Genomic DNA, 13,670 nt, shown 5'->3' with positions numbered 1-13,670 from the left:
TGATAATATGTTTGCAATAGGAAATCTTTTAGAAGCAATTTCTTATATACTAAGAATATCTATTAATTTTCTTCAGATTAGCATAATAATATCTGTTATAATGAGTTTTTTAGTGCCCTATTACAGTAAAATAAGAGCTTTTTTTGACGGAGTTTCAGACATCATATTAAATCCTATTAGAAGATATTTGCCTGTTCATGCAGGACCTTTTGATCTTTCTCCTGCTATCGCTATACTTGTGTTAATATTTTTAGATAGGTTTTTAATACAAACTCTCTTTGATATTGCTTCAAGATTGGGATGATTTAATGAAAATTATTTTATTTTTTAACCCCTTTAAAATCGATCTTGAAAGAATTAAAAAAACCATATATCCAGTTTTTAAAAAATATAATATTCAAATATTAAAAATTTTATCAGCAGGCTCGGGATTAAAAGAAGATATCGCAGAGAGTGCTGATTATTATGTTGTTCTTGGTGGTGATGGAACAGTTTTAAGAATAGCTGAAATGGCCGCTATAAATCAAAAACCAATTATAGGTATAAATCTCGGTAATTTAGGTTTTTTAAATGCTTTTTCACAGGATCAAATTGAAAAAGCAGCTAGAGATATAATAAATAATAAACTTAGATTCTCAGATAGACTTGCAATAAATTGTTCAATCAGCGGTAAAAAGTACACTGCATTGAACGACATTGTAATCCAAAAAAGTCAACCATTGGGAACCATTGATTTAGAAGTAAAAATAGAAAATCACACAGTTTACTCATTTCTCGGAGATGGAGTGATTGTTTCTTCTCCAACAGGTTCAACTGGTTATTCATTATCAGCTGGTGGACCTATAATCCATCCTTCATTAGAAGTAATTGAATTAATCCCTTTAGCTCCTCATGCTTTAAACATAAGGCCTATAATAGTTCCCACAAAAAAGAACATTAACATAAACATTAAAACTATCGCCTCTGGATTTGCTTATGTGACAGGTGATGGCGATATTATCCATAGATTAGAATCTGGAATGGCTTTAACTGTAAATGGGGCAGAGAAAAAAATTAAGTTAGCAGAACAATGCGATGATGACTACTTCACATTACTAAATTCAAAACTCGCTTTCGGTAGGAGGTTTGAATAACAGATGGAATATAAAAAATCAAACGATATTAGCAACTTTAAAAAAGAAAATTTAAAAATATATTTAAACAACGTTTTAAAAATGGGAAGAATAGTTCAAGGCATGTTTTACAAATTTAAAGATGCCTATTTTGAAAAGGATAAAAACTTATGTAACGAAATTATTAAACAAGATGACAGGTTAGACTTTTTAGAAACAAAATTAGAGTATGAGGGTTTATCTATGCTTGGCTCACAAAATTTTACAGGAGTATATTTAAAAGCTACCATGCTTGGAATAAAAATGAGTTATATTTTTGAAAATATGGGAGATCTTTGTGAAAAAAACGCAAAATTAAACCTTGAAATTCTTAAACTCCCTCAATTAGTTAATATGCTTAGCTTCGAGGACATTTTTTCTCAAAGCCAAAAGATGTTGACCCTTTCTTTAAAATTATTATCAAATTTCGTCAATTTAGACATACAAAAACTAATTGAAGAAGAATCTCAAAAAAATTTTTTCTTATCGGCAAAAGAGATTTGCTTTTTGAATCAAGATGTAAATTCTTTACTATCAGCATTTAAAAAGATTTTGTATAGATCAAAAGAACAAACGAAAACAATTAATTTGCATTTAAATGTTTTATCGAATATTGAACAATTTGCCGACTTTTCAACTAATATATCAGAAAATGTAATATGGGCACTAAGCGGATCAAAATATAAATGCAGAGGGAAAGATTTAGAGTATTTCTACTCATACGAGGAAGAACTATGAAACGTTTAATCAAATACATTACCAAAGAATTTTCAGCTCCATTTTTTATGGGATTATTTGGTTTTATTGTTTTTGTTAGTGTTCAGCTTTTATACGAATTATCAGAAATTATAGTAAAAAATCATGTTGGTTTTGACAAATTACTACTATTGTTATGGTATAACTTACCATACTTTATTTCAATGGGGATACCTGTAGGTGTTTTATTTTCTATCTTTTGGGTAGTATCAAGATTTACTAATGATAATGAGTTAATAGCAATGCAAACTTTAGGTGTTCCAACAAGAAAAATAGTTATACCATTTCTTTTGATATCAATTTTTTTGTCACTTTTTACTTTTTATCTTTACGATAATCTGGTGCCAAATTCAAACTATAAAGCAAAACAAGCCATGGCTAAATACATTTATGAAAAACCAGAGGCAACTATAGAAGACAATGAATTTGTCGATCTTGGTGATGATAGATACTTGTTTGTTAAAGAATTGGACAGAAACACTGGTATTTTATATGAACTCCTTTTATATGAAGTAGCCTATGATAATGTCAAAGTTTTTCACGCCGAAAGAGCGCAAAAATATCCAGATGGATGGAAAATGGAAAATGGTAGAATTTATAAAATGAAAGATAATGGATTTTTAGAGTTAGATGTTTCTTTTGATTCTCTTGATCTAAACATTGCCGCAGATGTTGAAGAGTTTATTAACTTTTCAAAAGGGGCTAATGAAATGACAACGAGAGAATTAAAAGAAAAAATAATCACCTTTTCTAAATTAGGCTCAAATGTTTCTGGATTAATAGTTTCTTACCACAACAAGTTTGCTAATTCTTTGGCACCTTTAGTAATTGCTATTTTAGGAATATCATTATCACTTTTTTTAAATATTAAAAGTAAATCATGGAGTGTTATAACAACATTTGTTTTAGTGGTTTTATATCAAGGCAGTGGAGCTTGGATAACTGCTCTGGGTAAGGAAGAAATTGTTAACCCTGTTTTAGCTTCCTGGCTACCAAATATACTCTTTGGTTCCATAGGTATATTGCTATTTATATTGTTAGATACTAAAATATCTTATAAAGTAACAGAGCCATTAAAAAAATTCTTCTCCATCGCTATTGTTGTTTTTATTTTTTCAATCGGGAGCACTGGTTATTCTGAAAAAGTTAATATAAAAGCTAATGACTTCAATATTTTTAATAACACAATTACAATAGACTCGACTTTGACGATAAACTATCAAGACACCATAGTAGATGCTGGAAGCGGGAAAATTGTACTTAGAGAAGACAATACAGTAAAATTTGCAGAATTAACCAATGGAGTAAAATATCAATATGAAAAAAACACTATTGAAGCATCTCAAATGACTATAAATTATGAAACCGATACAGCTTTATTTTTAAATTCTTATACTATTCAAAAGTATAAAGACAATGAAAAAGTGTCTGTTAGAATTTGGTCTGAAGAGACGGAAAAACCAATCAACGACGATATAATATTTTCAAACAGAATCAAATTGACAACTTGTGAAGACAATATTACCTATTATATGAGTGCCAGGAAAGTTACTGTTTTTCCAAAAAAATTTTTAATAGCAAGAGATGTTGTATTAGATTTTTTTGGAATGCCAGTGTTTTACTTCCCTTTTTATTTTCAGAGTCTTGCTGAAGATGAAGATGAACCACTAAAATTAGTGCTAAAATACGAAGATAATAAGATCAACGTAAATGTGGGAATAAATTATACTTTTGAAAATAATTCAAAATTAAAATTTAATTATGAAATCATAAATGACTTAGAAAAAAATTCTTTTGATCAAAGTTCGTCTTTTAATTATGGATTTCCTTTTTTAAATGGTGAGTTCTCTATTTTTTCAAATTTATACAACGAAACTTTAACTTCTTTAGGATTACAATATGATTTTGATTTTGATGGCAACCTCAAAGCCCAACATTCTCCCAGCTCTAATAAACAACAAATAAGTTTGAATATTCCAGAATTAAAAACAAACTACGGTACAATAGAAGATATAAAATCTCAAATAATTTGGAAAGAAAGGACAATTGACTTTGTTGAGTTTTATAGTCTTTCAACTGACGCATTTCAAAAAAAATATAAAAGGTCAATAATATCAATCAGTGATTTAGATTTTAATGCAAAATCTGCTGAAAATTCAAATGCAAAAAACGATATAGTTGAAATTTGGCAAAATAGAATATCAAATACAGAACTTGAAGGAAAATACAATCTTTATTCAAATAACAGTTCATTATCTGGTAACTTTAATTATGACAGGACTAAAGTAGCAACAAAAGTCACTCAAGATAGATTAGAAAGCAATAATAAGTTTAATTATAAATATAATGCTTTTTCTTATAATATAAATGATTTTAATTTAGATAATTATATAAATTTCACAAGTAATTTTAATCATAAATTAGATCTTATTGAACAAAGCGAATATTCTTTTGGAAAAACATATTTTGATTTAAATGTAAAACCCCAAATTGATTTTAAATATAATATTTTTAAGGCCGGAACTTATTTGAACTTTAGAAAAGTTTTTGAAAACAATTTAACTCCTTCTGCCACTGACCAGATTAGTTATGGCGACTTTATTGGATATGATTTAAATATATTGAATAATAATCTTAAAAATTCAATTTTGTTAGAAAGAAATTTTTTATATAAAAATGAAGATCTACATTTATCTTTTTTGGATAGATTTGATTTAGATAGTCTAAATATAAATACAAAAACAGAGCTAAGTATTTTAAACACAAGACATAGAATAAAAACAGATACAAAATTTGACGTTGAAGATGATGAAAATATAAAACTAGAAAAAACAAGCATTGAGATATCTAATTCTATTTACTCTTATGATCATAAAACTAAATTTGAAATCAAACATCAAGAAGAACCCAAAATAGAATACTTAGAAAATACTGAAACCTTTAAATTTTCACGAAATAAGATTCAAATCGATTATGATTATTTTCTTTCAAAAAGTTTGTGGAAAGAAAAAATACCTAAAATAGAGGCAAACTACAATTTTTATTTTAACAATAATAAACTAAATGGATCACTTTTAATAAATGACCAATACAATCATATTAAAACAGAGAATAAATTTATTCAACAAAATTCTCAGTTTTTTGTTGAATTAGACCTTGAACATTATATTGAAGAAAAAGAAACTAAAAGTTCTATACAAATTGAAAATTCTGATGAGTCAGAATTTGGAAAGTTTGGGATAAAGTATAATGGCATAACCAAAGATTTTTCTTTTGATGTTTTTGAAATACAGAAAAAAATAGTTTGTTGGACATTAAATCTAAAAGCATATAGCCCTAATAATACGAATGACCCAGCTTTAACGCTACTTCCCAATTTTAAAGTTTCTGGATTTTCTTTTACTTTTTTTATTAACTATATACCAGATAAAAATGTAAAATATAGTGATCAAGGATTTGAATTTGGATTAATGTAAAGGAGTGAATAATTATAAATAAAAATACAGAACTTGAAGCTATAAAAAAAACTATTTCAAAATGTGAAAAATGTTCTTTGCATTTAACAAGAAATAATGTTGTACCCGGAGAAGGAAATGTTGATTCTCCTTTAGTTTTTATTGGTGAAGGTCCTGGCGCAGATGAAGATTCATCAGGCAGACCCTTTGTCGGCAGAGCAGGCAAGCTGTTAGATAAAATGCTTAAAGATTGGGCAGGTATAAATAGAAATGATATATATATATCAAATATTGTGAAATGTAGACCTCCCAAAAACAGAGTTCCTACTGATGATGAAATGAAATCTTGTATTCAATACCTTGAATCTCAAATGTTAGTTATTAAACCAAAAGTAATAGTAACTTTAGGCGCAACTTCAATGTCATATTTTACAAACAAAAAGAAAATTAGCGAATCAAGAGGAAAATTCTACGATTGGTATGGAAATATAAAAACATTTGTAACTTTTCACCCAAGTTATCTTTTGAGAAATCACTCCATGGAAAAAGGTTCACCAAGATGGTATTCTTACATGGATATGAGAGCAATTGGGGTAATGTTTAGGGCCCTTCAAAAGGGTAAAAATATAAATGAAGTTGTTTCGGCGATAAACAGTAGGATGAAAGAGTCCGGGGGCATTTAAAATGAAAATGTTATCTTTGGAGGTAGAGGGATTTAAAAGTTTTGCTAAAAAAACTATTTTTAACTTGGATAAAAACATTATCGCAATAGTGGGTCCAAATGGTTCTGGCAAATCAAATATAGTTGATGCCATAAGGTGGTTATTAGGTGAGCAATCTGGTAAACAGATGAGAATATCAGATTCAAATGATGTCGTTTTCGCCGGCACAGATACAAAAAAAGCTTCTAATTACGCAAAAGTTGAAATGATTTTTGAAGCTGATAACAAAGAAATAATTAAAATAGCAAAAAAATATGAAAAAAATTCTTCTAATAAATACTATATCAATAATAAAATCTGTACATTAAAAGATATACATGATATTTTTTCTAACAAGGGTGTTGGAAAACAATTTTATTCAATAATTTCACAAGGACAAGTTAGTGAAATAGTAAATTCTTCCCCAGAACAGTTAAGACAAATAATTTTAGATGCTTCAGATATAGGAGAATACATTACTAAAAAAGAAAACACCTTAAAACTATTAGAAAAAACCAGTGAAAATCTTGAAAGGTTGGAAGATTTATTATTTGTTACTGAAAGAAGGCTAAGATCTCTTTCTAACAGGGCTGGTAGGGCAAAAAGTTATTTAAAGTACAAAGAAGAGATAAAAGTAATAGGGAAAAAGTACTTTGGTGCTCAAAGAAATAAAATTAATAAATCAATTAAATATTCTGAAGAAAAAATACAAGAAAATCAAGAATATAGAAATAATATTTTGAGAAAATCTTTTGAAGTCGAGAGGGAATACAAATCTTTAAAAGAAGAAATAACTAATTTTGACGAAACAATAGCCAAAAACTCTGATTTGATAGACAATTATAGAGAGAGAATCTCTGTAATTGAAAATGAAAAAGAAATACTAACAAAAAAAACAAATGATTTAAGTACAGAAATAATAAATATAGATTGGCAAATCGAGGACACAAAAGAAAAGATAAAACAATCAGAATTCAAGTTAGAAGAAACGAGCACTTTAAAAAATAAGTATGAAAAAGATTTAAAAGAATTAACTATTAATCTTGAAAAAGAAACAGAGAACAAAGAAAAAATCAAAAAAACTATAAATGATGAAGAAAATAAACTACATGAACTAAACTCTATAATTAATAGGTTAGAAAAAGAAAATAACGATTTAATAAAAGAAAAAAATCAAAAATTAAATGAAAATGAAGCTAAAGATGAAAGGTTAAATTACCTTAACGATGAATCTTTAAAATTAAACAAAGAATTAGTCTCTTTAGATAAAGTAATTGAAGAGATTGAATACACGCTTTCTGAAAGTAATGAAAAAGAAAAACAATTATATAATGATAAGCAAGAAATTGTCAATTCTTTGAAAAAAATGAAAGAAAATTATGATTTATACATAGAAGAGATAGAAAATAACAAGAAAAAAATTTCCAGTTTAAATCATGAAAAAAATATTTTGCTAACTCAAATCAATCACTACGAGGGATTTGCAAAGGTTGTACAAGATTTTTTTACAAAATTTTCAAGTGATGATAACGTTATAGATGTTGTAGCTAATCTTTTCAATGTTGACCAAAAATTTGAAGAAGCTGTTTCATCTTCTGTTGGTGGGAAGCTCCAAAATGTAGTTATTAAAAGTTCTAAAAAAACGAGAGAATATATTGACTATTTGAAATCTAATTCTTACGGAAAGATCACCTTCTTATCAATAGATATCTTGAACCCAAAAAGCACATATTCACAGAAAATTTTAAATGAACCAGGTGTGATAGACTATTTAATTAATACTATTGATTTTGATAAAAAATACGAAAAAATAATGAAATACGTCTTTTCTAACGTTCTCTTGGTTGATGAGCTTAATAATGCCATTAAAATTTCAAAATCTTCATTTAGAGGCAATATAGTAACTCTTGGCGGAGAGCTTATATCTGGATATGGAGCTATAACAGGTGGAAGAGTCAAAAACGATTATTCGGCAACTATTATAAAAAGGAAAAATAGAATTTTTGAACTTGATATTGAGATAGATGAGGCTAAAGAAAATATAAAATATTTACAAGAAAAAGTATCCAAAATGATCATAGATATTAAAGAAAAGAAGAACGAATTAGAAGAAATCAATGAAAATATAAACCAGCTAATGATAGAAAAAGACCTAAAAAATAACAAATATACTTCAAATGTAAATAGAAAAAAAGAACTTAAAGAAACTCTTAAAAAGACAGATGAAAGAATTTCTCTATACAAAGATCAAATAAAAAATAATAGTGATCGTGTAAAAGAAATTCAAACTGTATTAGATGTAAACAAAAAAACTATTGAAAAGAGTAAAAATCAACTGTCTAAAATAGAAAAAGAAAATATCGTTGAAAAAGAAGAATTAAATGAGATCAACTTAAAAATAGCTGAATTAAATATGGAAAAGAAAAATTTCCAAGAAAAATTTGAATTTTATACAAAGCAAAAAAGAGAAATATTGGATAATCTAAACACTCTGAGAGACAAATTCGATGAAAATCAATATCTTTACAAAAAAAAGAGAGAAGAAAAAGAAAAAAGCGAACAAAATTTAAAAGATTCTGAAAATGAATACAACTCTTTAAACAACGAAATAACAAACATATTCGAAAAAATGAAAAACTCTCGAATTGGGAAAAATGAGAAATTCAATAAGTTAGAACAAAAAGAAAATGAAAAAAACGAGTTAAAAGACAAGTTATCTGAAATAAATAATAATAACCAAGAGTTGAAACATAAAATTGAAAACTTAAAAAATGAAAGGCAATATTTGATAGAAAGAGCTGAAAATGTTGATATTTCAGAAGATGAATTTGAAATTAAAGAATTATCAGATGATGAAATTAAATCTTTAAAATTTAACTTTGATGAACTACAACAAAAACTAAAAAATTTGGGTTCTGTTGACTTAACTGTATTAGAAGAATACAACGAAGTGAATGAAGAATACAATTCTAAAAAAGAAGAAAAAGAAGATATTGAAGAATCCATAACCTCTCTTAAAAATTCAATAAATCAACTTGATGAATTTGCAGAAAATAAATACTCAAACTTTCATGCTGCTTTGAATGAAGAGTTTGGTAAATATATACAATCTCTATTTCCAAATGGATATGGTGAATTGCGGCTGATTGGAGAAGGTTTTTCTTTTGAAAAAGGTATTCAAATTTCAGTAAAAAAATCAGGAAGAAAATTTCAAAAACTTTCCTTGTTTTCTGGGGGAGAAAAAGCTTTGATAGCTATAGCATTTCTTTTTGCAATGATGTCACTAAACCCCAGTCCTTTTTACATATTAGATGAAATTGACGCTCCGTTAGATGACATAAATGCCAGTAAAATTTCTGAATTAATAAACGACAACGCTGAAAAATCGCAATTTTTGATGATAACGCACAACAAATTGGTCATGGAAATTGCAGATGTATTCCACGGAATTACAATGAAAGGTGGTATAACAAGAGTTGTCCCTGTTGATTTCAAGGAGTTACAAGCATGAGAAAAATAAAATATCCTTTTTACAAAGGTCATTTTGATATCACAATAAAAGACAACAAATTTTATAAAATAGAAATTAAAAATGAGAAAACTGGCAAAATTAATGAAGAGAAAGATTTTTTTTATACACTATTTGACGAGCTAATCAAATATAATAAAAAAATCCCCTTAAAATATTTTGTAAATCCAGGGAAAACTGAATTTGCAAAAAAAGTTTATCTGGAGTTATATAATACAAACTTTGGTGAAACTATTAGTTATAAACAATTAACAAATAGAGTTACAAACAAAAAAGCTTATAGAGCGGTAGGTACATTGATGAAAAATAATACACTACCAGTGATAATCCCATGTCATCGGGTAATCAAAAGCGATGGCACACTTGGAAATTTTGGAAATGGTCCTGAATGGAAAAAAGCTCTAATTGAAAATGAAAAAATTGAGGTGATAAGATGAAACAATCAAAATATAAAAGGCTACATCCAAATCTATTCAAAGTCCCAATTGATAAAGTTCGTATGGGCTACTACACAGACAAATACTTTACTCGGTTTGTTGAAGTACTTAAAAAAGATAAAAAAGATATTAATGTTATTTATCAGTTTTTCCCAAGAAAAGATTCTGTAATAGTTGGAATAGACGAAGCCTTGGCAATATTAAAATATGGAACAGGATATTATAAAGATGAAGAAAAGGCTGAAAATATATTCAACCAAATTTTAAAATTAGAAAAAAATTTACAGGATGCCGCCAGTAGAATGGATAAGGAAGACCTACTAAATGTAACATCAAAAAAATGGGATCTTAGAATGAAACTAAACGAACTATGGGTTGACAAATGGAATGACATAAACATCAAAGCTTTATATGATGGGGATAGAGCAAATAACATGGAACCAGTATTAGTGATAGAAGGTAATCCTAAATACTTTGGCCATCTTGAGACTTTGCTTCTTGGTGTTTTATCAAGGGCCACAAGTACAGCCACATCAACAAAAAAAGTTGTTGAAGCAGCAAATGGAAAACCTATAACATTTTTTAGTGCAAGATTTGATCATTTTTGGGTTCAAACAACCGATGGTTATGCTGCATTGAAAGCTGGAGCTTTTGGTGTTTCTACTGATGCTAATGCTGATTATTGGGGTATAGAATCTATGGGAACAATTCCTCATGCCTTAATTGCTTCTTATGACGGTAGCACAGCTGATGCCGCAATTGCATTTGACAAACATATTAAACCCGAAATTAATAGGCTTGTTTTAGTTGATTGGGACAATGATGTTGTCGAAACTACCTTTGACGTCATTAAAAATTTTTATGAATATATGAAGGGCGAAAAATTCATTGAAGGACACACAGACCCTTCTGAGATAATTGGTTCTGGTAAAGGCAAAATATGGGGTGTTAGATTCGATACTTCAGGACAATTAAGAGATAAATCGGTAACTCCAAGGGACAAAAATTCATTAGGGGTTAATCCAGAATTAGTGTGGAAGGCAAGAAAAATATTTGATAAAAATGGTTTAAAAGATTTAAAAATAATGGTTTCTGGTGGATTTAACGAAGAAAAAATTAAATTATTTGAAATGCTTGATGTACCAGTAGATCTTTATGGGGTTGGCTCATCCTTATTGAAAACTAAAGTAGATTTTACAGCAGATATTGTTGAAGTAAACAACAAACCTTGTGCCAAATTCGGAAGGGAAAAAGGAGATTACTCAAGACTAACTAAAGTTCCAAAAGAGTATTGGGCTGTCAAAAAGGATGATGCATAATGAAATCAATTTATTCATGCTATTTGAACATCGATCATGTAATTAAACCTATAGTTTTAGAGGTACTAAACGAAAACAACATATCTATAGAGGAAAAAGACATTTTTAATTCTGATTTTGCTATAACCAATGAAGAATTGAATTATTCTTTTCCGCATATTGTAGTAAAAGAAAATATAGAAGAAATAAACAGTAAAATATTATTTAAATATGACGGAATAGGTTTTATCCTTTCATCTTTTGACAAAGACTTAATCAGAATTTCTATTCAAAATGCAATTTATTTTGTTATGTCAAGAGGTAGTAAAGGAGCCTTTAAATTAAGAATCCAAAATGAATTAGATAAGATCAACAGAAATGGCGGTTCTTTTTCCTTAGCTTATGTATCTATTATGGATTTTTACAAATTTAAAAACTATTTGTCTAACATAAACATTGATGATACAGTAAAAGAAATACTAAAAATGATAAAAGTATCAACCAGAAAAACTGATGAAGTAATGAAAATATCTCGAAAAGAATTTGGAATAATGCTTCCAAACACAGAATTGAGAAATGCTGAAATAGCTTGTGAAAGAATTAAAAGAAGGGTATCCAAGATAAAAAATATAAACTTTGATGTGAATCTTGCTTTTGGAATAACTCAAGTTTCTGACCCACAAGAATCCATAGATGAAATAATGGAAAGATTAAAAAAAGCTTTATATATATCAGAGGGAAATAATGGAGAAATAGATTTTCTTTAGGAGGTAAACATGTTCGCAATAAATTTATTATTAGCTCACCTTGTAAGCGACTTTGCTTTTACAAATGTTTTTTCTGAAAAATTAAATAAAAAAGACAACACTTTATACCATATTATTTGGGCAGTAATAGCTTTTTTAGCTTTTAGTTTTGACGTTTTAGGATCTTTTTCAGGAATTCTTTTAATATCTTTGGGTATTGCTATCCATGTTTTATGGGATTTTTATAGAAAAAAAATCAATTCTACACCTTTAAAAGAATTTTCTGTAATTCTTGTTTTCATAGTAATCAGTTTTTTTACAAAAAATATTTTTGCGGATTCATTTTTGAGCTTAACTTTTCAATATTATATTTTAGGATTAATATTGGTAACCGGATTAGTAACTTATTTTTTTAGATATTTAAAAATATTTCCTTTAGAAAAAAAAGATACTACCGGAATGACAGAAAGGATGGTCCTATTCATATTTTTAGTGAATCAAATGCACCTTTATGCAATAATAACTGTAATTATAGGAATTACTTATAAATATCTTTTTGAGAAATTTAGAAAAAAAGAAATTTTTCTATCACCAATAATTGGTTACATTTTTCCACTTTTATGGTTATTATTATTAAAAAACATATAAGGGCTGATTGTATATGAGAAAAAGAGATGTTTACTATTGGCAAGAAAGAAGTATTTTAAAAAACTTAGATCAAGAATGGAAAGAACACCTTGTATTTAAAATTATAGACAATGAAAATATAGAAGGTATCGGTGCTGCAACACCAAACAAAGAATTTGGAGAAACTTTTAAAACTTCGATGGCTATAGTTGAATCTTTAAGAAAAATTACAGAAAATTTTGAAGATTTAAACCATATACTAGAATTTGAAAATAAAGTTCACTCTATAATAAAAAAAGACATGGCAGCAAAAACTACAGTTTTTTTAGCAGTATACGATTATATCTCAAATAAAAATAATATAAACCTTGAAAATTATTATTTTGATCTTAACGATCATCACAAAAAAAATGATTATGAAAGAATAATCATTAATGAAAATACTAAAAATACCGTTTCAGATAGTTCTTATATAAAATTCGATGTAGAATCATATGTTGACCCTAAAAAACTAATCGAGATAGTAAATAATCATAAAAATGCAGATTTAACAGTAGATTTTTCTGGCTTATACAATTCCTATGAAATAGATTTTATCATCAACAATATAAAAAAAGATATATCCATTACTTTAGAACAACCTTTTAAATATGGTCAAGAACATATTGCAAAAAAGTATTTAAATATGGGATACAAAGTTTATTGGGATGAATCTTTTCATAATATTTTTGATTTTTATAGAATCAAAGATTACTCAACTGGATTTGTTTTTTCAATCAGCAAAATGGCTAGCTTGTCAAATATATCTACATTGTTGAGATATGTTAAAGAAAATGGTTTTGAAACTATTATTTCTTCAAAATTAGAACACCCAATAAACCTTAAATGGTCAAATAAAATCAGTAATGCTTTTGATATTACTGATTTAAATTATTCCAAATACATTAAAACAACTAATAAATAGGGTGAT

At 27.5% G+C, this 13,670-nt stretch carries 11 protein-coding genes; all 11 read left to right on the top strand.

Going from position 1 to position 13,670, the window contains the following annotated elements:
• The first annotated feature begins 7 nt into the window (after window positions 1–7).
• The 11 genes from BLS00_RS02640 to BLS00_RS02590 are packed head-to-tail and all read left to right on the top strand — an operon-like array spanning window position 8 to window position 13,664.
• Window positions 8–304 (top strand): YggT family protein, encoded by a 297-nt coding sequence (locus BLS00_RS02640; protein WP_091402597.1) that lies wholly within the window; start codon window positions 8–10, stop codon window positions 302–304.
• 4 nt (window positions 305–308) lie between these two features.
• Complete coding sequence (locus BLS00_RS02635) at window positions 309–1,133, top strand: NAD(+)/NADH kinase (protein WP_091402596.1); 825 nt, start codon at window positions 309–311, stop codon at window positions 1,131–1,133.
• Window positions 1,134–1,136: 3 nt separating this feature from the next.
• Window positions 1,137–1,889, top strand: coding sequence for a phosphate signaling complex PhoU family protein (locus tag BLS00_RS02630; protein ID WP_091402594.1), 753 nt, complete (start codon window positions 1,137–1,139; stop codon window positions 1,887–1,889).
• Entirely contained in the window at window positions 1,886–5,383 is a 3,498-nt protein-coding gene (locus BLS00_RS02625; protein ID WP_167848956.1) for an LptF/LptG family permease, read from the top strand. Before BLS00_RS02630 ends, BLS00_RS02625 begins: the two co-directional genes overlap by 4 nt.
• Window positions 5,384–5,391: 8 nt before the next feature.
• On the top strand, window positions 5,392–6,045 hold the full coding sequence (locus BLS00_RS02620; protein ID WP_311044511.1) for a uracil-DNA glycosylase: 654 nt from the start codon (window positions 5,392–5,394) through the stop codon (window positions 6,043–6,045).
• Window position 6,046: 1 nt separating this feature from the next.
• Window positions 6,047–9,574 carry a chromosome segregation protein SMC gene (smc, locus tag BLS00_RS02615; protein ID WP_091402590.1) on the top strand — a complete coding sequence of 1,176 codons (3,528 nt, stop codon included), beginning with the start codon at window positions 6,047–6,049 and terminating at the stop codon, window positions 9,572–9,574.
• Window positions 9,571–10,029 (top strand): methylated-DNA--[protein]-cysteine S-methyltransferase, encoded by a 459-nt coding sequence (locus BLS00_RS02610; RefSeq protein WP_091402588.1) that lies wholly within the window; start codon window positions 9,571–9,573, stop codon window positions 10,027–10,029. Before smc ends, BLS00_RS02610 begins: the two co-directional genes overlap by 4 nt.
• Window positions 10,026–11,348 carry a nicotinate phosphoribosyltransferase gene (locus BLS00_RS02605; RefSeq protein WP_091402586.1) on the top strand — a complete coding sequence of 441 codons (1,323 nt, stop codon included), beginning with the start codon at window positions 10,026–10,028 and terminating at the stop codon, window positions 11,346–11,348. The genes BLS00_RS02610 and BLS00_RS02605 overlap by 4 nt, the downstream gene beginning before the upstream one ends.
• Window positions 11,348–12,094 carry a GGDEF domain-containing protein gene (locus tag BLS00_RS02600; RefSeq protein WP_091402584.1) on the top strand — a complete coding sequence of 249 codons (747 nt, stop codon included), beginning with the start codon at window positions 11,348–11,350 and terminating at the stop codon, window positions 12,092–12,094. The genes BLS00_RS02605 and BLS00_RS02600 overlap by 1 nt, the downstream gene beginning before the upstream one ends.
• A 9-nt stretch (window positions 12,095–12,103) precedes the next feature.
• A complete protein-coding gene (locus tag BLS00_RS02595) occupies window positions 12,104–12,721 on the top strand; it encodes a hypothetical protein (RefSeq protein ID WP_091402582.1) in 618 nt (205 codons plus the stop codon).
• Between the two features lie 13 nt (window positions 12,722–12,734).
• The gene (locus BLS00_RS02590) at window positions 12,735–13,664 is read left to right on the top strand and encodes a hypothetical protein (protein ID WP_091402580.1); all 930 of its coding nucleotides are present in this window, start codon (window positions 12,735–12,737) and stop codon (window positions 13,662–13,664) included.
• The last annotated feature ends 6 nt before the right edge of the window (window positions 13,665–13,670 follow it).

The sequence above is a fragment of the Geotoga petraea genome (genome assembly GCF_900102615.1).
GTDB lineage: Bacteria > Thermotogota > Thermotogae > Petrotogales > Petrotogaceae > Geotoga > Geotoga petraea.
Note: the sequence above shows the minus strand (reverse complement) of the source record. Positions and strands in the feature narration are given on the sequence as shown.